Here is a 19,306-nt window from a genome sequence, read left to right as displayed (position 1 = left end):
GTCCTCAATTGGAGTCCCTTCGCATTGGAGAGCCGCGCCCGGCCTGACCAAGCGTCGAGCGCGGCTCAATGATGAACGACTACTTGCTCTGCCTCTTGTAGACGACCCACGTCGCAACCATTGCTAGGGATGCCGTGAGGGAGAGTGCTGCCATCGTGGGATTACTGAAAAACGCGATGACAGCCGTAATGAAGAACATGGCAGCTGCCGTGAGCGTCAGTAACTTCATTTCTTGCTAACTGCAGCCGAGCATCGTCGCGAGTGCACTCACCGAATACGCGATGCCGCCGATAACGAGTGTTGCACCGCCGGTGAAGGCCGCTGCGATCAGAGAGCCCGTAGCTATGACGTGCGATAGGAACCCAGCCAAACAGCTCAATTGCTGCCAGTTCATTTCTTCTCCTTGTCAGTGGGAATAGCTTTCCTGGTAACGGGATTCCCCCATGGGCTAGATCGGGAATCGCGTCGGAATAAGCCTGCAAGGCAGAAATGGCACTAGGTGCTCGAGAGGGCTGAAATGAGTGGTCATGGGGCCGAAATTAGGTGCTCAATCGGCCGGAAATGAGTGTCTTCAGCCACCGGTCTAGGTGGTGAAGTGAACGCATCTGACTCGATGCGGGCTTTGGTGGATCTTGACGCCCGGATTGGCCACTACACCTAGAAGTCGGCCCTCCACCACCTAGACGACGCGAAAATGCACCTAAATTCGCCCAATCCACCACCTAGTTTTCCCATTCCGCACCGGGTCGACGTAAACCGCCCGTAGTGTCGGTTCCAAGAACAAACACCAACGCCACGCTTGGGGAGTGCCGTAGATGACAACAGTGCCAGAGCGAACCGTCGACCCTATCCTGCAAACTCTGAGAACTATGGGCGGCGGGAAGGGAAGACGGGATCTCTCAGGAACCCGCCTTTACGACCACATCATCGCCAACAGCCTCATTGAGATTCCGGAGATCCTGGCAGCTGCAGCGGAGACCACGGGTGCGGTCCTTGAGTTGGCGCGGGGTTCCGGTCGGCTCACTAAGAGGGCCGAGCCAACTGGCCGGGAAACGGTGGCCCGGCACCCCTCAGACCCTCAGCCTGAGCATGCCTTTGGTTGTGTCATCCTCGGTGCCAGCTACGCCACTCTTCTCGACCCGGGCAGCAGACGAACGCTGTTCCGCAAGGTGAATCAGTGCTTGGCGCCGGGCGGCCGCTTTCTCATGACCGTGCTGAATCCGGACCACCGCCATGCGTCAATGACCACCAACAACGGCGCCACGATTTCACAGCTGGGGGAGGACTCCTTCCTCATCACCGTTGAAAGCCGGGATGCCCTCAATGGTGCACGGCAGGTGAGCACGAGCCACGTCAGCTTCAATGAGCACGGAACCTACAGGTCCTCGGCCTACTCCTGTGAAGTCGCTTTCGTCAGCACCCTACTCATTGAAGAAGACCTCGCCGCTGAGGGTTTCACGGTTCTGGACCGCCGTCCCATCAGGGCGGACAGCCAGGAGGAGGGCATTGACGAACTCGAGCTCTGGGTGTGTGCCGCAAGACAACAAGCCACCGCGAAAGCAGAGGAACGGCCATGAGCAACAGATCATTGAGCTGGCTGATCCTGGCCATGGTCCTGGGCTTCTACTCCCTCTATGTATTCATCTCGGGAGGCAGCGACTCTGTCTGGACACTCGTCACGGGTGTCATCTGCGCCCTCGCTGCCTGCACGGCCTACTGGCGTTCCAGGGTGGAAAGCAGGGCGGACCGCGGCTGAGAATGCCGCGGCCCGCGTCGATGCTCGGAGGTAGAGAGTTACTTGGGCTTCGGACCCTTGCCAGGGCCTCGGCCATCGTCGGAGACCACCATCGCCGAACCCCCTCCGCGACGGGTCGGCTCGGCAACCGCGGTGAGTTTCCCGCCGTCGCCGAACTCAATGGCGGTTGCCGCGCCTATCTCAGCAGCGGACGTGAACGCATCACCGGCCGGCATCAGGACGTGCCCCTTCGCCTTCAACGCCGGGCCGTAGGCATCGATGAACGCCGGTTCCGAGCTGACGGATGCACCGTTCCTGGGTGCTGCCCGGGGAGCTGCGAGGGCCTCGGAGACAGTCATGCCCAGGTCAACCCGGTTGATAATGGTTTGCAGGACGGTAGTGATGATGGTGGAACCACCCGGGGAACCGAGGGCCAGGAACGGATCCCCGTCCTTCAGGATGATGGTCGGCGACATGGACGACCGGGGCCGCTTCCCTGGCTGAATACGGTTCGGATCATCGGCGTTATAAACGGTGCTGAAGTCGGTCAGCTCGTTGTTCAGCAGGAAGCCTCGGCCGGGAACAACGATTCCGGAGCCACCCGTCTGCTCGATCGTGAGCGTGTACTCCACCACGTTGCCCCACTTGTCCGCAACGGTCAGGTTGGTTGTGGAAATGTTCTCGGTATCGGACTCCTTGGCGTGCGGTGCCGCCGAAGCCGGGCACACGCCGTCGTAATCCTTGACGTTGCCCGGAGCGACCGGCTTGAGTGCCGCCTTCGCCGGATCGATCAGGCAGGAGCGTTCCTTGCCGAAGGCAGTGTCCAGGAGGGCGTTGGTGGGAACCTGCACAAACGCGGGATCGCCGACATACGCGCCACGATCCGCGAAGGCAAGGGAACTGGCCTCGAAATAGTGGTGCAACGCGTCCGTCGGCGTCATCTCGGAGAGGTTGAACGGTTCCAGGATGTTCAGGGCTTCGCCAACCGTGGTTCCGCCGCTGCTGGACGGAGCCATGCCATAGACGTCATAGCCCCGGTAGTTCATGTGCGTGGGGTCCTGATCCACCACTTTGTAATCCGCCAGGTCCTGGGCGGTCATGAAACCAACGGGAGTGGGCAGGGTCGGTTTGGCGACCTTTGGCGGCGCCTGCACCGTGTTGGCGATCTCGGCAGCAAGCGGTCCGCCGTAGAAGGCGTCCGTGCCTTCCTCGGCCAGCAGCCGATAGGTCGCCGCGAGATCGTGGTTCTGGAAGACGCTTCCGACGGCGGGAGCGTCACCACCGGGAAGGAAGAGGTCCTTGGTGGAGGTGAAATTGCTGAACCGGGCCTGGTTGTCCTTGGTCTGGTTCCGGAAGGTTTCGTCCACCACGAAGCCACGGGTTGCCACCTTGATGGCGGGCTTCAGCGCTTCACCCAGCTTCAGGGTTCCCCAGCGTTCCAAGGCGCGTTCCCACGTAGCCGGAGTGCCGGGGACGCCCACGGATACCCCGCTTGTGGGCAGCGCCGGGTTTTGCGTAGTAAAGGGGTACGGCTTGCCGGTGCTCGGGTCGATGAAGGCATCATTCGGCATCGCTGCCGGAGCGGTTTCGCGGCCGTCGATGGTTCCGACCTGGCCGGTCTTGGCGTCGTAGAAAACGAAGTAGCCGCCACCGCCAATGCCCGCGCTGTAAGGTTCTGTGACACCGAGGGTTGCAGCCGCAGCAACGGCGGCATCGGCTGCGTTGCCGCCCTTCTTCAGAACTTCGATGGCGGCCGCGGAGGCTTCCGGATCAACGGTGCTCACAGCTCCGCCATAGCCGGTGGCCGTAGCTGTTTTCTCCGTTTGACGGGGATCAGCGGAAGCCGGACCGGCGATGCCCAGGCTTGTAGCGCCCAGTGCGAAGGCTGCTGTGACAGCAGCCAGCTGACGTCTCACATGAGTCATGGTTTCTCCCAGAATTTTCCCAGACGATGATGTGGCGAACGGTTTGGCCACCCTACCCCGTGGGCTCTGCGAGGGACAAAGGTTGATTCTCGAACCAACGACTGCGGCTCAGGCCCGCTCTTGGTTCCTTCGGCCGGCGAACGCCCGAATGCCTGCACCAGCCAGCCCGATGCCCACGGCGAGCAACAGCGTTTGCCAAGCACCGCCGTCGGGCCCTAAAGCGGCGATTAGGATCTGCAGGCCCATGGACAGCATCTCGGGAATGTCACCGGCGATTGCGCGGGTGGCCAACACCGACTGGACCGCGGTGAAGACGGCGGGGACAGCCCAAAGGAACGCGAGGTCCAGGACCCAGACTGTGATGCGGGCGGCGGGTTTCAGACCGCACCAAGCCAGCGCGCAACCTACCAGGACAGCGGGAACCCAATGGGCAATGGTCGGCACCTCGAGGGGCATATTGCTGCGCCCAGCGAAGCCGATAACCCATTGGACGGCCCAGGACGTGACGGGTACGGCGACGAATCCCGCCCCCAGTGCTGTGGCAGCGCGGGACTTCGCACCGATCAGCAACTGTGCCACGACGCTGGCGAGAATCGAGAGGATGACGCAGGCAAGTAGGCCGAAGTAGTATAAGCCGGCCAGCTTGCCGCCGGCGAGACCGTCGTTGAGCACTGTAAAGGACTGTGCTGTTGCCACCACCTGGACCATTAAGACGCCGCCAACCGCGCACCACATCGCAATGGTCCGGTGATCCGGATTCCAGAGCCGTGACGCCAGCCCGGCAAGCGCACCGCCGGTTGTCAGCAACGCGATCAGGGTAAGGACCTCGTATTGGCTCAGAGGCAGGAGCGCCAAGGGCATTTGTTCCGGCATGACCGGGTCGGCCCAGAGGTTCTGCAGCGGCAGCTTCGCGCCGGTGACCCACCAGGGGAGAAGGCCAAGCGCGCCGGCAAAAGCTCCGATCAGCAAGGCGACTGCGGCTTGGACGGCACTGCCTTGAGGATGTTCCGACGCCGGCACCTGCTCAGTTGCGTGGTGGGCATGGCTCACGGAAGCTCCTTGGTATCGGGGATTGCGCGGCGGGGATGTTCATTGGCCAGTCGCCAACTCTACACTGAATGGATTAATTCTTTTCGACGAGGGCGGGAGGCGAGGATTGCCTCCCGCCTGCGAGGTTAGAGGTAGCTCTTCACGCTGGCCCGCAACGCCTCCGTGTGCTCGTAGATCTCTTCCAACGAGCTGATCGGGACCCGGGTCTCTTCTTTGCTTTCATTGAAGAGTCCTATGTACTTTTGCGTTCGGTTGAAGTGCAGCCGTGCAATCGGCTTCCGATTGTTATCGTCGAGGAGCACTGCGAAGTATGACTTCGCGTCTCGTTGAACGACGCGCGCAGGTTTCACTTCACTGCAGACGATTGCGCGAACGATCTGGTAACCCTCGATTTCCTCAAGCGTCGTTTCAATGGCATCAGCTTCTGCCAGATCCGCTTCGGCTACAGGCCTGCTTGAGACGGCTGCTGTTGACACTTCATCGACGGGTGTAAATGCCTGAGCGCCAAGGGCCTTCTTGAGCCTCTCGTTGACTTGGTCGTTGAGGAACTGTTTTGTCGCTTTCGATACCAGCGACGTAAATTGCTCGCGCACGCGCTGCGTATATGGACCCGTATAAACGCGGGATGTCAGGAACTTTACCCACTCGTCTTCTGGCTCGCGGAACTGTGCTGCCAACGTCCTTTTGAGTTCACCGATGTATTTCAGTTCGCCGGCTGAGCTGATGATGGAGTCCAGATCGAAGACGTCCTTCGAGAGCTTCTGGAGTTCCGGCAGCAGGGTTTCGTCGATATCGTTCAGATCCAGCACAAGGAAGGGCTTCGCGTCCATGCGGTTAGGGGCATCGAGGTCCGTGAAGAACTGATAAATTTCACCGTTGGTGAGAATGGCGATTCGGGCGTTGGTCACGGCGAAATAGCGGAAGAGCTGGGAGGCGTGCTCGATCTTCACCGGCTCGACCGACTTCTTGCACTCGATGAGGATCTGGATTTCACCATCCTTCACAATGGCGTAATCAATCTTTTCGCCCTTCTTGATCCCAACGTCCGCTGTGAATTCAGGAACAACCTCAAGCGGATTGAACACGTCATAGCCGAGAATGGACGAGATGAACGGCATGACGAACGCATTCTTCGTCGCCTCTTCTGTCTCAATTACGCCGCGCTGCTGGCGGACTTTGGCGGCCAGCGCGGCCAACCGTTCTGCAAATTCCATGTGACCCCCATTGGTCTTAATTTGGACAGGTGTGCCCACCATAACGGAGCTTTGTGTCCCTGCGCAGTAAGGCGCTTGTGCCTATTCGCCCAATTTTCGAGGCGTGCCCAAAACCTAAACAACCCGCACCAGCGGCCTCAGTCCCAGCTGCACAGTGATCTCCTGCCCCCACGAAGCCGTCAGCCGGTCCTCCCCCGTGCGATCGCCGAACACCACCAGCTGGTCCGATGCCACGGTGATCCGCAGCGTTTCGCCTGCTTCCAGCACACCTTCGGTCAGTGCAGCGCCCGTGACCGGTGACGGCCATGCCGCTCGTGGAAGAGATCATCCACTGCGCTCCTTAAATACCGCAGGTCCGGCTCGTCATACCATCCGGAAGACTGCCAGACCCACTTCGCAGGGCTACTGCCCGTTGCACTTGTGATGCTACCTCATTTGCCGGATGTGTGTATTGCTGGCCGCACAAAGATCCGCGCCAACATGGCCTATCAAACAACCAACCGAAGCGGCCGCTGCCCCAGCTGCACCGTGATCTCCTGCCCCCACGAAGCCGTCAGCCGGTCCTCCTCCATGCCATCGCCGAACACCACCAGCTGGTCCGATGCCACGGTGATCCGCAGGGTTTCGCCTGCTTCCAGCGCACCTTCGGTCAGCGCAGCGCCCGTGACCGGTGACGGCCATGCCTCGCGGACAAACCATGCCAGCCGGGGATCGGTGGGTGCGGGCAGCGTCCGCCCGCCGCGTTCGAGGGCAATGGAAGCGCACCACCCGGTGGCGCCCGTCCCCGTGGAAACGATAAGGCCCGACGACGACTGCCGCTCGGTCTGTCCGCCGGCTTGGGTGAAACTCGGTGCGGTCAGGGTGTACTTGGCCGACTGGTGCGAGGCGTGCCCGACGAAAACCTCGTTCAGCGCCGAAAGCTGTTGACCGTCGTCGAGCGTTGCTGTCACGGTGGTGAGGTCTTGGCAGCGCAGCCGTCCAGCGTCGGCGGAAGCCAGAAGGGCTGCAGCCGCGGCGGGGGTGTGACGCACCAGCACGCCGGGGTTCGCTCCGGGCTCCGGATCGATGCCGATCACAGGCTGGCCCTTCAGATACTTGGCGACGTTCGCCACCAACCCGTCCTGGCCAACGACTGCGATGATGTCTTCGTCCGTCAGCAGGAAGCGGCTGAGGTCCGCGCGTTCCACTTCGGCCTGTCGCCAGTCAGCAGGGACTGACGACCGCACTGCCGCGAGAGCGTCAGTGAGGCGATCGTGGCGGTCCTGCACGTCCTGGATGCTTCGGCCGCGGGTGCGGAGGAAGAACTCCGCCTGGCCCCGGGTGGCGTGCCGGTCCAACAGTTCCTGGAGCTCGGTGCGCCGGTGGACGATGACGATGCGCGGTGTTGCCATGGTGCGACCTTACTTGGTGGTTTCGGCGGTGGCGGTTTCCTTGAACAGCCCGGCGAGTGCTCCGCTGAGCAGGTCCGGGGTGATGGTCAGGTTCCCGATGTTCGGCAGGCTTCCGGCTGCGTCCTTGAGGGCCAAGGCGAGGAGGGTGGTTTGGTCCATGCCGCGGTAGACCTCCATGGTGGCGGCTTCGCGGGCGGCTGCCGCTTCGCCCACCAGGCGGATCTTGTTGGCTTCCGCGGCGGCGCCGATTCCCTGCCGTTCAGCGGATCCTTGCGCTTCGATCAGCCCGGCAGCTGCCTTCTCCTCGGCAGCGCGGCGGGCGTTAGCGCCTTCCTGCGCCACCAGGTTCTCACGGCGGACGGCCAGTTCGATCTGGCTCGCCATTTCGTTCTCGGAGATGGTCCGTTCACGTTCGACGGCGACTGCCCGCCGTTCGTACACGGCCCGGTCCGCTTCGGCCTGGAGCTGCTCGCGGACGGGGGTTTGCAGGGCACGTTCCACATCGGCTTCCGGTCGCACGGCGAGGACCTGTACGCCGAGGATCTCGATGCCGGTGGACTGAAGCCTTGCGTCAGCGCGGAGTGCATCGGTCAGGACCAGGCGCAGCTGGCTGACTCCGCGTTCCAGGGCCTCGGCGAGGGTGGTGGTGGCGATCTGGTCGATCGCGTGGCTCTGGCACAGCTGGCCGATGATGGTGGACACCTGCTCGCGTCCGGTCGCGGGGGCCTTGCCTGAAGTCTGAAGTCCGAAGTCGAGGCGGGTGGAGACCGCAACGGGGTCGATGAAGCGGTAGGTCACGTTGGCCTGGACGCTGACGTCCTGGTGGTCCCGGGTGATGGCGTGGAAGAGGGTGGGCAGTTCCTGGTCGTCCACTGGAACTTCGCTGAGCACGGAGTTCGCGGGGCGGAAGAAGAATGCCTGGCCGACTCCCTGGTGCTTGACGGCACCCTTCTGCAGGTGCACGACGTAGCCGGTGGGGCTGCCGAGGAAGTGGTTGATCCAGGGATAGCGCTTGATGGTTGCCATGATGCTTTGCCTCTCTCATCGAGTTGTCGTCAATTTGACGATAACAAAACTGTAAGCAGCTAGGAGCTTTATTGTCAACATGACGATAATTCCCCTACGATTGCTTCATGCCAGAAACCCATCCGGCTCCCGAGCGCTTTCCGGTGACTGTCGACGTCGTCGCCCTTACCGTGCGCGAAGGCGAGCTGAACGTCCTGCTCATCACGCGCCTCATTGAGCCGTTCCGCGGCAAGCTCGCACTGCCCGGCGGCTTCGTCCTCGCGGGCGAGGACCTGCTGGAGGCGGCTGGCCGGGAACTTGCGGAGGAGACCGGCGTCGAGCGCTTGCCCGGGCACCTCGAGCAGCTGGGGAGCTATGGGCCCAAGGGGCGTGACCCCCGTGGTGATGTGCTCACTGTCGCTCACCTGCTGCTGGCGCCCGACTTCCCGGTGCTGGCCGCCGGCAGCGACGCTGAGCAGGCGGCCTGGTATCCGGTCCGGGAGGTTCTCGACGGGGAGTTGGAGCTCGCCTTTGACCACGCGAAAATCCTCGACGACGCGCTGGAGCGGGCAAAGTCGAAGCTCGAATACTCGCCCTTGGGGGCGGCGTTCTGCGGCGAGGAATTCACCATCGCCCAGCTCCGCGCCGTGTACGAAGCCGTCTGGGGCACCCGCCTGGATCCGCGCAATTTCCACAGAAAAGCGACCGGGACGCCCGGCTTCCTGGAGGACACCGGCCGCATGACAACGGGCGACGCCGGACGCCCCGCCACGCTGTTCAGGCTCGCCCCCGAATCGCGTCCGACGGCGGGCCACCCCACCCGCGCGGTGCTGAACCCGCCGCTGATGCGCCCCCGCGCCTAACGCGCCGGAGTTTTTGTACAGATAACGCCCTTAAGAGCCGCTCTTAGGGGCGTTATCTGTACGAAAACTCGAAGAGGGGGTGCGCGACACGCGAAGCGAGTCGAACCGCAGCCCTGCGGGAACACGCCGGGAAGCGGGTGCTGGACAGGTTCCGCGAAACGGTAGTAAGTTTCCTGACGAACTACTACGCCAAAGGAGGATGCACGCCTATCATGATGCTATGTACGGACCGCTCGCGGGAAAGATTCGTTTGGATCCTTTTCCACAGGGGTACGTAAGAAATATGGAGATGAATTTCTCCAACCGGTGCCCGTTGGCATGGGTGGCGCTCCACATGGTGTGGGGTACCAGCGGACGCCTTCCTGAATAGACAAACAGTTATTGAAAGGGATGCGTAGCTCAATGAACACACTCCTCATAATCGCAGGCGTAATCGCGATCATCTTGCTTCTTGTTGGCGGTCTGAACCAGGCCCTTAGTTTCCTGCTCTGGGTAGGAATTATCCTGCTCGTGCTGGCACTTATTGGTTGGGTCGTCGGCAGGGGCCGGTCTCGCGTATGACAACTGATCCAAGCGAAGTTGCCGGATTTTCCCAGGTTCGCGATGGAACCACCACCCCTGGACATCCCATTCCCAGGGACCCGGGGGTGCCAGAAACCAGCGGTCCGGGGGATGCCGGTGACGCATCGTCGGGCAGTCAGGATGACGCCGTCGATGCTGGTCCCAGCGAATCTGCCAATCCACCCGGACCGGCAGAAGAAAAGGATGAAAAGACCGCGGACGACCGTGGTCTGACAACCGAAACCAATCCAACGGATTGATCGGATCAGCGGGCGGCGGGCGGGAGAAATCCGGTCCGCCGCCGTGCTTCTTCAGGAAACTTTGTTTCCAATTGCTGAACGTCGTCACATAGCGTTAGGGGTAGAAATGAGAATCGGCTCAATCCTCGGGCTATTCGTCGTTGTTTGGCTCATTATCGGGGCAGTAGCCGCCGGCCAAAGGGGATACTACAGCGCCCCGCCCGCCCAATGCTCGCAGGTGGCCACGATTGCCTTGAATATTGTTGCCGGCCCACTGAATTACACCGGATTGAATCCCCAGGGCGGATGCGAGATTCCGAAGCCGTCATGAGAAACGCCCGGCAGTTCCGCGCGGTGGCCCTGACGTTCCTCCTGATCCTCGCCGCGCTGCTGGCTGGCTGCTGACAGCAGCCCTCCGCCGACTCCCTGGAAGGACCTGCCAAAGAGGTCTCCTCCGCCGTGCGCGCGGCCAGCCTTGCGCTGGACCTCAGGATTGAAAACAGTACGACGGCGGCCGCCGCGTCCACCACTGCCGACGACATGCTCGGCGACGTCGAATCCGCCACGGACCACGTGCACCGGCTTTCGTCCCAAACGCAGGAAGAAAGCATGCTCCGCAATGACGCCCTGGCGGCGTTTTCCACCGTTTCCCGTGCGCTCCTGCACGCCCGGGATGCGCTCTCCCCGACGTCCGGCGTCTCCGATGATGCGCAAGGTCGCGCGGAACTTTCCGTTGTGCAGGGGGAACTCCGCGTTGCAACTGACCAACTCGACAACCTCATGACCAGGGCCGGCATCCAGTGAAACGGCTCCTCGGTGTTGCGCTCGGCATCCTGACTGCGATCGGGGGCTTTGTCGACATCGGGGACCTGGTGACCAACGCCGTCGTGGGCTCGCGGTTCGGCATGGCGTTGTCGTGGGTGGTGCTGGTGGGTGTCGTGGGTATCTGCCTCTTCGCCAATATGTCCGGAAGGGTGGCCGCCGTCTCCGGCCGGGCCACCTTCGAGGTCATCAGGGAGCGCCTGGGTGCCAGGGCCGGATTGGCCAACCTGGGGGCGTCGTTCCTTATCAATGTCATGACCGTCACCGCGGAAATCGGTGGCATAGCCCTGGCGCTCCAACTGGCCAGTGGAGTGGCCTACATTCTCTGGGTTCCTTTTGCCCTGCTGGCCGTGTGGCTGGTGGTTTGGCGGGTCAAGTTCAAAATCATGGAAAACGTCACGGGGCTCGTGGGTTTGTCCTTGGTGGTCTTCGCGGTGGCTCTGTTCCTGTTGAAGCCGGACTGGGGTTCGCTGCTCGGACAAGCTTTGCCCCCGGCGGTACCGGAAAGCGAGAGCGCCGGGACCTACTGGTACTACGCCATTGCATTGTTCGGTGCCGCAATGACGCCCTACGAGGTGTTTTTCTTCTCCTCAGGTGCCGTGGAGGAACGCTGGAAGATCAAGGACCTGGCGACGTCGCGACTCAACGTGCTCCTGGGTTTCCCGCTGGGAGGGTTCCTGTCCATAGCGATCGCCGGTTGCGCCGCCGTCGTTCTTCTACCGGCAGGCATCAGCGTCACGTCGTTGTCGCAGGTGGCGCTTCCGGTTGCCCAGGCGGGCGGCCAGCTTGCCCTGGCGGTGCTGATTCTGGGCATTGTGGCGGCAACGTTCGGGGCGGCCTTGGAGACGACGCTTTCCAGCGGATATACCCTGGCGCAGTACTTCGGCTGGTCCTGGGGCAAGTTCCGTAGTCCCGCCCAGGCCGCCCGTTTCCACGTGTCCATGATCGTGGTGCTGTTGGCCGGCGTCGCGGTGCTGGCGACGGGCGTCGACCCCATCCTGGTCACCGAATACTCAGTCGTCTTTTCGGCAATAGCCCTTCCATTGACCTACCTGCCGATACTCATCGTGGCCAACGATCCGCAGTACATGGGCAAGCACGTCAACAGCCGGGCGGTGAACATCGCAGGGGTGATCTACCTGTTCATCATCCTGCTGGCATCCTTGGCCGCCATTCCATTGATGATTGTCACAGGAGCCGGAGCATGAGCAAGAACAAGCGCGTCCAGCCGCAGGAAATACACGCCGCGCCCCAGCTGGCGGGGCTGGTGCTCGATGCCCAGCTGCACTTGCTGGACAGGCAGGTGCTGGATGTCGACGGCGTCCCCGTCACCACTGTTGACGACATCGAGTTGAGTGGCCTGGAACCTGGCGAAGCAATCCCCGAGGGAACGTCGGCGCCGCAGATCTCGGCCCTGCTCACGGGGCCGGTGCTGGGGACGCGCATCTTTGGCGGCAGGCCGCCGTCGAGCCGTCTGATCCGGGTCCCTTGGAGTGTAGTGGCCGACGTGGACACGGTGCTGACGCTGGGCGTGCGCGCGGATTCGATGGATGCTTCGTGGGTGGAACGTTGGCTGCGGACGCATGTGATCGCCCGGATTCCTGGAGGCCGGCATGAACCTTAATGATCTGCTGGCCACTGACGTTGTGGATGCGGCTGGGGAGCGTCTGGGTGAAGTTTCGGACTTCCGGTTCGTGCTGGATACTGCAGGCGGCCAGCTCTTGAGTCCTGCCAGGCTCGCGGGCATTGTGGTGAGCCCGCGAACGGCGGCATCCTTCCTTGGCTACGAGCGGCAGGGCCTCACCCAGCCATGGCCGTTGGCTCAGCTGTTCCGGTGGTGGCACAGGGGTTCGTTCCTGGTGCTGTGGGAGGACATCGCCGTGATGGGGCCGCAGGAGGTGGGGCTGCGGCCGGACTTCACTGCCTACGACGCGCGGCTGGCACCATAAACCAAATGGTGACCAAATGCTAAGTTTACTGATAATTTCGTCAAAGGCATGGACATGCCACTAAGCATCCTTATAGGTTCGAAGTGTTCCATTAACACGTTCGCCGCATCGGAAAGGACACTCCACATGGACGAGCAGGGCGCCACACCGGAAGAGGAAGTAGGGGGCTACGGCACTCCTACCGCAGAGCAGGAATCAGGCGGAGGCCAGGCCCAGCCGCGCGTCGAGGAAGACATCGATGAAGCCGCGCTGGGAGAGGGAACCGGCGCGCCGAACCTCAGCCACTTGGATCCCGAAGACTCGGACAGCTCAGGAGAGCCAGGCGCGGGCCGCTTTGGCGGGATCGATGAACAGTCCCACGCGGAGCAGTCGTCGCAGCCGGCAGACGCTGATGAACTGCCGGACGGCAGTGGTAACGACCTCCCGCAGGAAGAGTCGCCCAACGACGATGACGAAGAAAACTTTGACGCCGGCTAAATAGCTTTGGCTGGCGCGCTTAGACTGGCGCGCCACTGGTTAAGCAGCCAGCCGGCTGGTGCGCCGCCGGAAATCCCGAATCTGGAAACAGAGACTAGATCGAAGGAGCAAAACCCATGGCAACGGTTAACAAGTCAATTGACGTAGACGTGCCCGTATCTGTGGCCTACAACCAATGGACGCAGTTCGAATCCTTCCCCCACTTCATGAATGGCGTGGAGGCTGTGGAGCAGATCGACGACACGGCACTGCATTTTTCCACCAACGTGGGAGGTGTGAAACGGGAGTACAACGCCCAGATCATTGAACAGGTCCCCGACGCGTTGGTGAGCTGGGCCAGTGTTGACGGGCCGCGCAACTCCGGAACGGTGAGCTTCGTGCCACTGGAGGACGAGCGGACCCGCGTTAACGTGGCCATCGACTGGGAGCCGGAAGGCCTTGCCGAAAAGGCGGGATCGGCTCTCGGCGTGGACGAGCTACGGGTGGGTGCCGACCTGGACAAGTTCAAGAAATTCATTGAAGCCCAAGGACATGAAACCGGCGCCTGGCGCGGAACGGTGTCCGGCGGCGATGTGGATGACACAGGCGGAGCGCGTCTGTAAGTTTCAGCCCCAAGCGAGGGTCGGCCATTTCAACGGGCCGGCCCTCGCGGCATACTTGGAGCAAGTCGCAACGAGGGAGTTATGAGGGCAATGCCAACGTCCAGCAGCGTGGAAGCAGAGCAGAAATTCGACGCCGTGGAGTCCACTCCGCTTCCGACGCTGGAGACCATCGACGGCGTGGGAAAAGTCGGCGAACCGGTCAGGCATGCTCTGGAAGCCACCTACTTCGACACGAGGCAGCTCGCCCTTGCCAAGCACGGGATCACCCTGCGGCGCCGTACTGGAGGGCATGATGCCGGCTGGCACCTGAAACTTCCGCTTGGCCCGGGCAAACGGACGGAAATCCATGCTCCGTTAGGCAGCGAGGACATCGTGCCTGCGGAGCTCATGGACCGGGTGCTCGCGTATACGAGGGCCCACGCGGTCTCGGTCGTGGCAACCCTGCGCACAGAGCGCACGAGCTACGCCTTGTACGGAGGTCACGGAGAACGTGTGGCTGACTTCGTGGATGACCATGTCCGCGCCAACGTCACCGTGGGGGAGGCCCGCGAGCTGCAGTGGCGGGAGTGGGAGGTGGAACTGGCGGCCTCCGACGGCACAGGTGATTCTCTGCTGGCCGACTTGACCCGGCAACTTTCCGAGGCCGGCGCGACTCCCAGCAAGCGGTCGTCCAAGCTGGCCACGGCTCTGGGTGGGCAATGGCCTGTGACCGGGAAGGTCGAGGAGGAGAAGGACAAGAAGGCCGCCAAGACCGAGGCATCCGTTCCAGTGCTGAGCTATCTGCGTGCGCAGCTGGCCGGCCTGCTCCTCCAGGATGCCCACGTCAGATTGCACCGGGACGATTCCGTTCATCAAATGCGGGCCTACACGCGCAGGATCCGCTCCGTGCTGCACAGTTACCGGGAGCTGTTTGAGCCCGAGCCCGTTGCTGAACTTGAGCAGGGGTTGAAGTCCCTGGCGGAAACCCTGGGCCGCTACCGTGACACGGAAGTATTGCACCAACACCTCCGCACCTCCCTTGATGATCTCCCTGAGGATCTTGTCCTGGGCCCACTCCATGATGAGCTCGATGAACGCATGAAGGTCAGGGCTTACACTGCGAAGGCCGCCATCCAGGCACGCCTGACCAGCCCCCATTACTTCCGCCTCCTGGACGACCTCGAAGCCTTAATCGAGGCGCCACCCCTCACGGAAAAGGCAAGAAAGCCCGCAGGGAAAGCCACCGCGAAGCTCGTCAACAAAGCAGCTGGACGACTCCGCAAACGCCACGACGCGGCGGTGGCGGCCGCCGTCGGGCATTCACGCGACGAAGCCTTCCACAGCGTTCGGAAATCCGCCAAAAAGCTGCGTTTCGCCGCTGCTGCCGCGGAAAGCGTCCACGGCAAACGCGCTGCGAAGCTTGGCAAGGCTGCGCACAGCGTGCAGTCGATCCTTGGGACCCGCCAGGACAGCGTGATGGCGCGCCGCGAGTTGCTGGATCTTGGCTCGGCAGCCGCTGCGGGGAACGCGGCGTTCACCTACGGGGTGCTTTATGCCGTGGAAGGCACAGTTTCGGATGCTGCGCAGCGCAAGTACCTGAAGAAGAGCGCCAAAGTGTTGAAGCTGCGGCTCAAGAAGTAGGTTGCCAGCCGGCGTGGTTCCCGGCGCGCTGCAGACCCCGCTGACAGGCGAGATCAGGCTGTGTCCACATAGCCCTGATTCCCTCTAGTTGCCCACAGCAACCAGACGTAAACTGGCCTTCGGTTCACATCGAGGCTCGGAGACAGCATGCTCTGGAAGGTACTGGTTCGCTTCCTGCGGCCGCATCAGCGGCTGCTGGTCGCCGTCGTCGTTTTTCAACTGGCGCAGTCGATCGCATCCCTGTACCTGCCAACCCTGAACGCCGACATCATTGATAACGGCGTTGCCGCTGGCGACACGGATTACATCCTGCGGATGGGCGGCTTGATGCTGCTGATCACGCTTCTGCAGATTTCCTGTGCCGTGGTTGCGGTGTACTTCGGCGCGAAGGCTGCCATGGGAATGGGGCGCGACGTCCGTGACGCGATCTTTAGCAGGGTGGGCGAATTCTCGGAACAGGAAATCACCAGATTCGGCGCGCCGTCGCTGATTACGCGCTCCACCAACGATGTCCAGCAGGTCCAGCAGCTGGTGCTGATGTCGTGCACGCTGATGGTCACGGCGCCGATGCTCAGTATCGGCGGCGTGATCATGGCGGTGCGCCAGGACGGCCAGTTGTCGTGGCTGATCGCTGTGTGCGTGCCGGTGCTGCTGGTTGCGGTGGGCCTGATCGTCTCGCGTATGGTGCCGCTGTTCCGCAAAATGCAGGTCCGGATCGACGCCGTCAACCGCGTCCTGCGCGAGCAGCTCACCGGCATCCGGGTGGTGCGGGCGTTCGTGCGCGAGGACATGGAAGTCTCCCGCTTTGGCAGGGCAAACGACGACGTCACTGACGTTGCGCTGCGGGCCGGCCGGTTGATGGCGCTCATGTTCCCTGTGGTCATGTTGGTGATGAACGTATCCAGTGTGGCGGTGATCTGGTTCGGCTCGTTCCGGATCGAGGACGGATCCATGCAAGTAGGAACCCTGATTGCGTTCCTGAGCTACCTCATGCAGATCCTCATGTCTGTCATGATGGCAACCTTTATGGCAGTCATGATCCCGCGCGCCTCCGTCTCGGCCGACCGCATCGGCGAGGTGCTGGAGACCGACTCCAGTGTCCGGCCGCCGTCGAACCCTGTTTCCCTCACGGGCCGCCGCCGCGGGGAGCTTGAAATGCGCGACGTCGGATTCGCCTACCCGGGTGCCGAACGGCCCGTGCTGAGCGGAGTCTCGTTCACGGCGTCGGCCGGCCAAACCACGGCGATCATCGGCAGCACGGGTGCCGGCAAAACCACGCTGGTCAATCTCATGCCACGGCTGTTCGACGCCACCACGGGCTCGGTCCGAATGGACGGAGTGGATGTCCGTGACCTCCACCCGGATTTGTTGTGGGGGCATATTGGCCTCGTGCCGCAACGGCCGTATTTGTTCTCCGGCACTATCCGCACCAACCTTCAATACGGCAAACCGGACGCCACAGAAGAGGAACTGTGGCAGGCGCTGCGTGTGGCCCAGGCGGATGATTTTGTCCGCGGGATGGAGGGCGGGCTGGATGCGGCCATCTCGCAAGGCGGCACCAACGTCTCGGGTGGGCAGCGGCAGCGGCTCGCGATAGCCCGGGCGCTGGTGAAGCAGCCTGAGCTCTACATCTTCGACGATTCCTTCTCCTCGCTGGACACCGCCACCGATGCCCGGCTGCGGCAAGCGCTCAAACGGCACACGAACGGCGCCACCTTGGTGATCATCGCCCAGCGCGTGTCCAGCATCGCCGACGCGGACCGGATCCTGGTGCTCGACGACGGCAGGATCGTTGGGCAGGGAACGCACGAAGAGTTGCTGGAGACATCCGAAACGTACAGGGAAATCGTGTCGTCCCAGCTGGCAGCGGAGGAGGCAGCATGAGCGCTGTATCAGCCGGACCGCGTGGTCCCCAGCGCCCGGCAATGGGTCCGGGCAGGGGAGGGCCGTTCGCCGGGATGAACATTCCTGCCGAGAAAGCCTCCAACTTCAAGGGCTCTGCCCGTCGGCTCCTGGGAACCTTGCAGCCGGAACGACTCTGGTTGACCCTGGTTCTGGTGTTGGCCGTGGCAAGCGTTGCGCTGTCCGTGATCGGTCCGCGGCTCCTCGGCGAGGGGACCAACCTCATCTTTGCCGGCATCGTGTCCAAGCAGCTGCCTGCAGGGGTCTCCAAAGAACAGATCGTTGCCGGGCTTCGCGCGTCAGGGGAGAACAGCAAAGCGGACATGCTGGGCGCCATGACACTGACACCCGGCGTCGGAATCGACTTTGGTGCGCTGTCTTCCATACTGCTGTGGGCGCTGGCATTGTATGTCCTGGCCTCAGCGTTCGGTTGGATGCAGGCCTACGTGCTTAACGGCGTCGTGCAGCGGACCGTGTACCGCCTCCGCCAGCGCATCGAAGCGAAAATCCACCGCTTGCCGCTGCGCTACTTCGATTCCATCCAGCGCGGTGAGCTGCTCAGCCGGGTAACCAACGACGTCGACAACATCTCGCAAAGCCTCCAACAATCCATCAGCCAGGTGGTGTCATCCCTGCTGACGGTGCTGGGCGTGCTGGTGATGATGTTCATCCTCTCGCCGCTGTTGGCGCTGATCGCCCTGGTCACCATCCCGCTGACGCTGGGTATCACCATGCTGATCGCCAAGCGTTCGCAGAAGCTCTTCGTGGCGCAGTGGAAGAACACAGGAGAGCTCAACGGGCAGATCGAGGAAACCTACACCGGGCACGCCTTGGTGAAGGTCTTCGGACGGCAGAACGAGGTGCAGGAGAAGTTCCGGGCCAAGAACGCCGAGCTCTACCAGGCTAGTTTCGGTGCGCAGTTCGTCAGCGGTCTGATCATGCCGGCCATGACGTTCATCGGGAACCTCGTCTACGTGGGGATTGCCGTGGTTGGCGGCCTGCAGGTGGCTTCCGGGGCCATGCAGCTGGGCGATGTGCAGGCCTTCATCCAGTACTCCCGGCAGTTCACCATGCCCCTGGCGCAGCTCGGATCCATGGCGAACATGCTGCAATCCGGTGTCGCCTCGGCCGAGCGTGTGTTCGATCTGCTCGATGAGGAGGAAGAGTCGGCTGAACCTCCTGCCTCTGACACGGGGCCTGGTCGAGGCCGTCTCGTGTTCGAGAACGTCTCCTTCAGCTACTCCCCGGACAAGCCGCTGATTACGGATCTCAGTTTGGTGGCCGAGCCCGGGCAGAGCATCGCCATTGTTGGGCCCACCGGTGCGGGCAAGACGACGCTGGTGAACCTCATGATGCGGTTCTACGAGCTCGACGGCGGCCGGATCACCTTGGACGGCGTGGACATCGCCACCATGTCCCGGCAGGAACTGCGCTCGCGGATGGGCATGGTCCTCCAGGACACGTGGCTGTTCGGTGGGACCATCCGCGACAACATCGCCTATGGCCGGCCTGATGCTCCCGAATCTGCCATCGTGGAGGCGGCCCAAGCGACTTACGTGGACCGCTTCGTCCGTTCGCTTCCGGAGGGCTACGATACCGTCCTCGACGACGAGGGCAGCAACGTGTCGGCCGGCGAAAAGCAGCTGCTGACCATTGCCCGGGCATTCCTGTCCCGGCCATCGGTGTTGATCCTGGATGAGGCCACAAGCTCCGTCGATACCCGGACCGAGGTGTTGGTGCAGAAGGCCATGAACGCCCTGCGCTCGGACCGGACCAGCTTTGTGATTGCCCACAGGCTCTCCACCATCCGCGACGCCGACCTCATCCTGGTGATGGAGGCCGGGCAGATCGTGGAGCAGGGGACCCATTCGGAGCTGCTTGCAGCCGGCGGGGCCTACTCGCGGTTGTACGAAGCCCAGTTCGCGGCACCGGTGGCGGAGGTCTGAGGCGG

20 protein-coding genes are annotated in these 19,306 nt (G+C 62.5%); 13 read left to right on the top strand and 7 right to left on the bottom strand.

Features of this window, described 5'->3' with window-relative positions; all coding sequences use genetic code 11:
- Positions 1-79: 79 nt before the first annotated feature.
- A complete protein-coding gene (locus tag N5P29_RS17635; RefSeq protein ID WP_186313583.1) occupies positions 80-229 on the bottom strand; it encodes a hypothetical protein in 150 nt (49 codons plus the stop codon).
- 640 nt (positions 230-869) lie between these two features.
- Here N5P29_RS17635 and N5P29_RS17630 point away from each other — a divergent pair.
- Both N5P29_RS17630 and N5P29_RS17625 read left to right on the top strand, forming a co-directional pair.
- On the top strand, positions 870-1,577 hold the full coding sequence (locus N5P29_RS17630; RefSeq protein WP_262276095.1) for a class I SAM-dependent methyltransferase: 708 nt from the start codon (positions 870-872) through the stop codon (positions 1,575-1,577).
- On the top strand, positions 1,574-1,756 hold the full coding sequence (locus N5P29_RS17625) for a hypothetical protein (RefSeq protein ID WP_262276094.1): 183 nt from the start codon (positions 1,574-1,576) through the stop codon (positions 1,754-1,756). The genes N5P29_RS17630 and N5P29_RS17625 overlap by 4 nt, the downstream gene beginning before the upstream one ends.
- Positions 1,757-1,794: 38 nt before the next feature.
- Here N5P29_RS17625 and ggt read toward each other — a convergent pair whose 3' ends face one another.
- The 6 genes from ggt to N5P29_RS17595 all read right to left on the bottom strand — a co-directional run bounded on the left by ggt (position 1,795) and on the right by N5P29_RS17595 (position 8,341).
- The gene (gene ggt / locus N5P29_RS17620; RefSeq protein ID WP_262276093.1) at positions 1,795-3,660 is read right to left on the bottom strand and encodes a gamma-glutamyltransferase; all 1,866 of its coding nucleotides are present in this window, start codon (positions 3,658-3,660) and stop codon (positions 1,795-1,797) included.
- Between the two features lie 108 nt (positions 3,661-3,768).
- Positions 3,769-4,710 (bottom strand): hypothetical protein, encoded by a 942-nt coding sequence (locus tag N5P29_RS17615; protein WP_262276092.1) that lies wholly within the window; start codon positions 4,708-4,710, stop codon positions 3,769-3,771.
- Positions 4,711-4,835: 125 nt separating this feature from the next.
- Complete coding sequence (locus N5P29_RS17610) at positions 4,836-5,924, bottom strand: type I restriction endonuclease (protein ID WP_262276091.1); 1,089 nt, start codon at positions 5,922-5,924, stop codon at positions 4,836-4,838.
- A 114-nt stretch (positions 5,925-6,038) separates the two neighbouring features.
- Positions 6,039-6,191, bottom strand: coding sequence for a hypothetical protein (locus tag N5P29_RS17605; protein ID WP_262276090.1), 153 nt, complete (start codon positions 6,189-6,191; stop codon positions 6,039-6,041).
- Positions 6,192-6,412: 221 nt separating this feature from the next.
- Entirely contained in the window at positions 6,413-7,315 is a 903-nt protein-coding gene (locus N5P29_RS17600) for a diacylglycerol kinase catalytic domain-containing protein (protein ID WP_262276089.1), read from the bottom strand.
- Positions 7,316-7,324: 9 nt separating this feature from the next.
- Positions 7,325-8,341 carry an SPFH domain-containing protein gene (locus N5P29_RS17595; protein ID WP_262276088.1) on the bottom strand — a complete coding sequence of 339 codons (1,017 nt, stop codon included), beginning with the start codon at positions 8,339-8,341 and terminating at the stop codon, positions 7,325-7,327.
- Between the two features lie 107 nt (positions 8,342-8,448).
- Here N5P29_RS17595 and N5P29_RS17590 point away from each other — a divergent pair, with 107 nt between their 5' ends.
- The 11 genes from N5P29_RS17590 (at position 8,449) to N5P29_RS17540 (ending at position 19,301) form a co-directional block, all read left to right on the top strand.
- Positions 8,449-9,183, top strand: a complete 735-nt coding sequence (locus tag N5P29_RS17590) for an NUDIX hydrolase (RefSeq protein ID WP_262276087.1) — start codon at positions 8,449-8,451, stop codon at positions 9,181-9,183.
- A gap of 647 nt (positions 9,184-9,830) precedes the next feature.
- The gene (locus N5P29_RS17585) at positions 9,831-10,004 is read left to right on the top strand and encodes a hypothetical protein (protein WP_262276086.1); all 174 of its coding nucleotides are present in this window, start codon (positions 9,831-9,833) and stop codon (positions 10,002-10,004) included.
- A gap of 438 nt (positions 10,005-10,442) precedes the next feature.
- Positions 10,443-10,787 carry a hypothetical protein gene (locus N5P29_RS17580; RefSeq protein WP_262276085.1) on the top strand — a complete coding sequence of 115 codons (345 nt, stop codon included), beginning with the start codon at positions 10,443-10,445 and terminating at the stop codon, positions 10,785-10,787.
- Positions 10,784-12,013, top strand: a complete 1,230-nt coding sequence (locus tag N5P29_RS17575) for an NRAMP family divalent metal transporter (RefSeq protein ID WP_262276084.1) — start codon at positions 10,784-10,786, stop codon at positions 12,011-12,013. Before N5P29_RS17580 ends, N5P29_RS17575 begins: the two co-directional genes overlap by 4 nt.
- Positions 12,010-12,429 (top strand): hypothetical protein, encoded by a 420-nt coding sequence (locus tag N5P29_RS17570; protein WP_262276083.1) that lies wholly within the window; start codon positions 12,010-12,012, stop codon positions 12,427-12,429. The genes N5P29_RS17575 and N5P29_RS17570 overlap by 4 nt, the downstream gene beginning before the upstream one ends.
- A complete protein-coding gene (locus tag N5P29_RS17565) occupies positions 12,419-12,754 on the top strand; it encodes a PRC-barrel domain-containing protein (protein ID WP_262276082.1) in 336 nt (111 codons plus the stop codon). Before N5P29_RS17570 ends, N5P29_RS17565 begins: the two co-directional genes overlap by 11 nt.
- A 126-nt stretch (positions 12,755-12,880) precedes the next feature.
- The gene (locus N5P29_RS17560) at positions 12,881-13,231 is read left to right on the top strand and encodes a hypothetical protein (protein WP_262276081.1); all 351 of its coding nucleotides are present in this window, start codon (positions 12,881-12,883) and stop codon (positions 13,229-13,231) included.
- 116 nt (positions 13,232-13,347) lie between these two features.
- Positions 13,348-13,833, top strand: coding sequence for an SRPBCC family protein (locus N5P29_RS17555; RefSeq protein WP_262276080.1), 486 nt, complete (start codon positions 13,348-13,350; stop codon positions 13,831-13,833).
- A 90-nt stretch (positions 13,834-13,923) separates the two neighbouring features.
- Positions 13,924-15,453, top strand: a complete 1,530-nt coding sequence (locus N5P29_RS17550; RefSeq protein ID WP_262276079.1) for a CYTH and CHAD domain-containing protein — start codon at positions 13,924-13,926, stop codon at positions 15,451-15,453.
- Positions 15,454-15,600: 147 nt separating this feature from the next.
- Entirely contained in the window at positions 15,601-17,337 is a 1,737-nt protein-coding gene (locus tag N5P29_RS17545; RefSeq protein WP_262276078.1) for an ABC transporter ATP-binding protein, read from the top strand.
- On the top strand, positions 17,334-19,301 hold the full coding sequence (locus N5P29_RS17540; RefSeq protein ID WP_315973363.1) for an ABC transporter ATP-binding protein: 1,968 nt from the start codon (positions 17,334-17,336) through the stop codon (positions 19,299-19,301). The genes N5P29_RS17545 and N5P29_RS17540 overlap by 4 nt, the downstream gene beginning before the upstream one ends.
- Positions 19,302-19,306: the final 5 nt, after the last annotated feature.

It is taken from the genome of Paenarthrobacter sp. JL.01a (genome assembly GCF_025452095.1).
GTDB lineage: Bacteria > Actinomycetota > Actinomycetes > Actinomycetales > Micrococcaceae > Arthrobacter.
The sequence above is the reverse complement of the archived record's forward strand: the minus strand, read 5'-3'. Positions and strand labels throughout refer to the sequence as shown.

Excerpts from the sequence above, each read along its gene's own strand:
- N5P29_RS17625 (WP_262276094.1), top strand. The coding sequence starts at position 1,574 with ATGAGCAACAGATCATTGAGCTGGCTGATCCTGGCCATGGTCCTGGGC.
- N5P29_RS17545 (WP_262276078.1), top strand. The coding sequence starts at position 15,601 with ATGCTCTGGAAGGTACTGGTTCGCTTCCTGCGGCCGCATCAGCGGCTG.
- N5P29_RS17550 (WP_262276079.1), top strand. The coding sequence starts at position 13,924 with ATGCCAACGTCCAGCAGCGTGGAAGCAGAGCAGAAATTCGACGCCGTG.
- N5P29_RS17635 (WP_186313583.1), bottom strand. The coding sequence starts at position 229 with ATGAAGTTACTGACGCTCACGGCAGCTGCCATGTTCTTCATTACGGCT.
- ggt (WP_262276093.1), bottom strand. The coding sequence starts at position 3,660 with ATGACTCATGTGAGACGTCAGCTGGCTGCTGTCACAGCAGCCTTCGCA.
- N5P29_RS17595 (WP_262276088.1), bottom strand. The coding sequence starts at position 8,341 with ATGGCAACCATCAAGCGCTATCCCTGGATCAACCACTTCCTCGGCAGC.
- N5P29_RS17570 (WP_262276083.1), top strand. The coding sequence starts at position 12,010 with ATGAGCAAGAACAAGCGCGTCCAGCCGCAGGAAATACACGCCGCGCCC.
- N5P29_RS17630 (WP_262276095.1), top strand. The coding sequence starts at position 870 with ATGGGCGGCGGGAAGGGAAGACGGGATCTCTCAGGAACCCGCCTTTAC.
- N5P29_RS17555 (WP_262276080.1), top strand. The coding sequence starts at position 13,348 with ATGGCAACGGTTAACAAGTCAATTGACGTAGACGTGCCCGTATCTGTG.
- N5P29_RS17540 (WP_315973363.1), top strand. The coding sequence starts at position 17,334 with ATGAGCGCTGTATCAGCCGGACCGCGTGGTCCCCAGCGCCCGGCAATG.
- N5P29_RS17610 (WP_262276091.1), bottom strand. The coding sequence starts at position 5,924 with ATGGAATTTGCAGAACGGTTGGCCGCGCTGGCCGCCAAAGTCCGCCAG.
- N5P29_RS17590 (WP_262276087.1), top strand. The coding sequence starts at position 8,449 with ATGCCAGAAACCCATCCGGCTCCCGAGCGCTTTCCGGTGACTGTCGAC.
- N5P29_RS17565 (WP_262276082.1), top strand. The coding sequence starts at position 12,419 with ATGAACCTTAATGATCTGCTGGCCACTGACGTTGTGGATGCGGCTGGG.
- N5P29_RS17600 (WP_262276089.1), bottom strand. The coding sequence starts at position 7,315 with ATGGCAACACCGCGCATCGTCATCGTCCACCGGCGCACCGAGCTCCAG.
- N5P29_RS17560 (WP_262276081.1), top strand. The coding sequence starts at position 12,881 with ATGGACGAGCAGGGCGCCACACCGGAAGAGGAAGTAGGGGGCTACGGC.